3 pseudogenes are annotated in these 2,393 nt (G+C 59.0%); all 3 read left to right on the top strand.

Features of this window, described 5'->3' with window-relative positions:
• Window positions 1-628: pseudogene (locus JQ624_RS38235) on the top strand (hypothetical protein); the annotation flags it as partial.
• Between the two features lie 217 nt (window positions 629-845).
• A pseudogene (locus JQ624_RS38230) lies at window positions 846-1,955 on the top strand (IS3 family transposase).
• Between the two features lie 347 nt (window positions 1,956-2,302).
• Window positions 2,303-2,393: pseudogene (locus tag JQ624_RS39215) on the top strand (transposase); the annotation flags it as partial.

Below are 2,393 nucleotides of genomic sequence, written 5' to 3'. Positions count from 1 at the left end.
AGGATTCCCGTTGGGCGTCCCCACCTCATATGACTGGTACACGGGAAGAGTTGGAGTTTTCGGAAGCACCCCGCCCTCCAACTTCACGGCCATGACGGGGTGGGGACAAGTATACCCAGAGGCCGGGCAGCCGGTGGTCCCCGCTACTATCTCAATATCTGGCTTTCAGACGTGGCTTCACCTTACGAATGGAACCTGGGTTGAGGCGCAGGATCAGGTGACGAACGGTTTACTGGGGGCGCACTACTCCGCCGACTTCCACGGAGACACCGTCGCAATGCCGAAGACGGTGCAACCAGATGGCAGCGTAACATTTGATGCGCCGACAAGTGGATATAACGATCACTTCTATCAAGGCGACCGCGGTGTTTACACGCCTGGGACGGTGGACGGCGTTTTCGTCGTGGCGAATATGAAGACCTCAGGCGGCCGGTTTGTAGCCAATCTCGGCGCCGATTGGTGGCTGGATAAATCGGCTCCGTACGTCGTTGTGAACGGGGTTCAGGCAAACAGCCCCGGCGTCGGAATGAGCAACTGGCTCAAGCTGACCACCAGCTACCGGACGTTCTATTTCACGTCGTTAACTGGGTCGCAGTTGCAGGCCAATCTACCGCCGCCCTTGCGGTAACTGCGCCCTGACAATTCGAACGCTTTAACTCTGGATGGCCCGGCTCCTTAATTGGGGCCGGGCTTTTTTCGCTTTTGGGGCTGCGCCGATCTCTCAGCGCTATCTCACAATCCGATACGTCCGAACCATTATCCGAGTGGTCTGAGCCCGCAAAACTGAACCATTTTTGCTAGAGTTTTCGCTGCCGAATCCCCTCGGCTGGGAGGAGCGGAAGACGATGAAGGCCTCAAAATTTTCGGACGCCCAGAAGGCGTTCATTCTCAAGCAGGGCAACGACGGAGTTGCGGTGGCGGATATCTGCCGCAAGGCCGGGATCAGCCAGGCGACCTATTTCAACTGGAAGAAGAAGTATGACGGATTGCTGCCGGACCGAGATGCGGCGGTTGAAGCAGCTCGAGGAGGAGAACGGCAAGCTGAAGAAGCTGGTGGCGGACCTGTCGCTCGACAAGGAGATGCTGCAGGACGTGATCCGCCGAAAGCTATAAAGCCTGGCCGGAAGCGCAAGCTGGTCGACGAGGTTTGTGGCGAGTGGCAAGTGTCGATCCGCCGGGCCTGCGAGGCTCTCGAGTTTGACCGGTCGACCTACCACCATAAATCCCGTGGCTCCGGCCAGGCTGCTCTCGAAGAGAGGATCAAGGAGATCTGCCGTGTTCGTGTTCGCTACGGTTATCGCCGCATCCACGTCCTGCTCCGTCGCGAGGGATGGCGCCACGGCGAGAACAAGACCCGACGCGTCTATCGCGAGTTGGGCTTGCAATTACGCAACAAATCGCCCAAGCGCCGGGTCAAGGCCAAGCTGCGCGATGACCGCAGGCCGGCCACGCGATCGAACGAGACCTGGGCGATGGACTTCGTCCATGACCAGTTGGCGACAGGACACAAGCTTCGCGTGCTCACAATTGTCGATATCTTCTCCCGCTTCCTTCTCGCCTGCGTTGGCACCGCGGTTCACCTTCCGCGGCGCCGACGTCGTGGAGGTGCTGGAAAGGGCCTGCAAGGAAGTGGGCTTCCCGGCGACGATCCGGTTCGATCAGGGCAGCGAGTTCGTGTCGCGGGATCTTGACCTGTGGGCCTACCAACGCGGCGTCACGCTGGATTTCTCGAGGCCGGGCAAGCCAACCGACAATGCGTTCATCGAAGCCTTCAACGGCCGCTTCCGGGCCGAATGCCTCAACGCCCATTGGTTTCTCAGCCTTGCAGACGCCCAGGAAAAAGTGGAGGATTGGCGCAGGTACACTACAACGAAGAACGGCCCCATGGGGCGATCGGCAATCGACCGCCGATTTTGCTGCAAAACCACGTCGGCGCAACCAGCCCGCCAGCGTGATCAGAGGCGCAAAACTCTAGTTCGGGGTGGTCCAAAGTTCGGTCTCGCTGCAAAAAACCCCGAGACACTAACCGCCGCTGGATGAAAGTTCGGTAGCAGGTTACGAAGAACTGGCTATTCCGTGCGAAGCTCCGAGCCACACTCCCACAAGTTTATCGAGATAGGCGCCGATCTCAAATCGGCTAGCATGCTGTGCTCGTGCTCGTCTCCCCAGACTAGGGTCTGTTGGGATTCAGGATTGAACGAAGCCGCTGGCGCGGCATTTGAGGAGAGGTAGTAACGGTCGCCTCCTGTCTGAGAGGATTGAGGGTTTTCGAAGCCCAACCCTTCAGACAGGAGGTTTTCCGATGGCTGAGATGAGCCCTCTTCGCCGCCGCATGATCGAGGACATGACGGTCCGCAATCTGTCGCCGGCGACGCAACGATCCTACCTTGCCG

It is taken from the genome of Bradyrhizobium sp. AUGA SZCCT0283 (genome assembly GCF_018130385.1).
In the GTDB taxonomy this organism is placed as follows: Bacteria; Pseudomonadota; Alphaproteobacteria; order Rhizobiales; family Xanthobacteraceae; genus Bradyrhizobium.
Note: the sequence above shows the minus strand (reverse complement) of the source record. Positions and strands in the feature narration are given on the sequence as shown.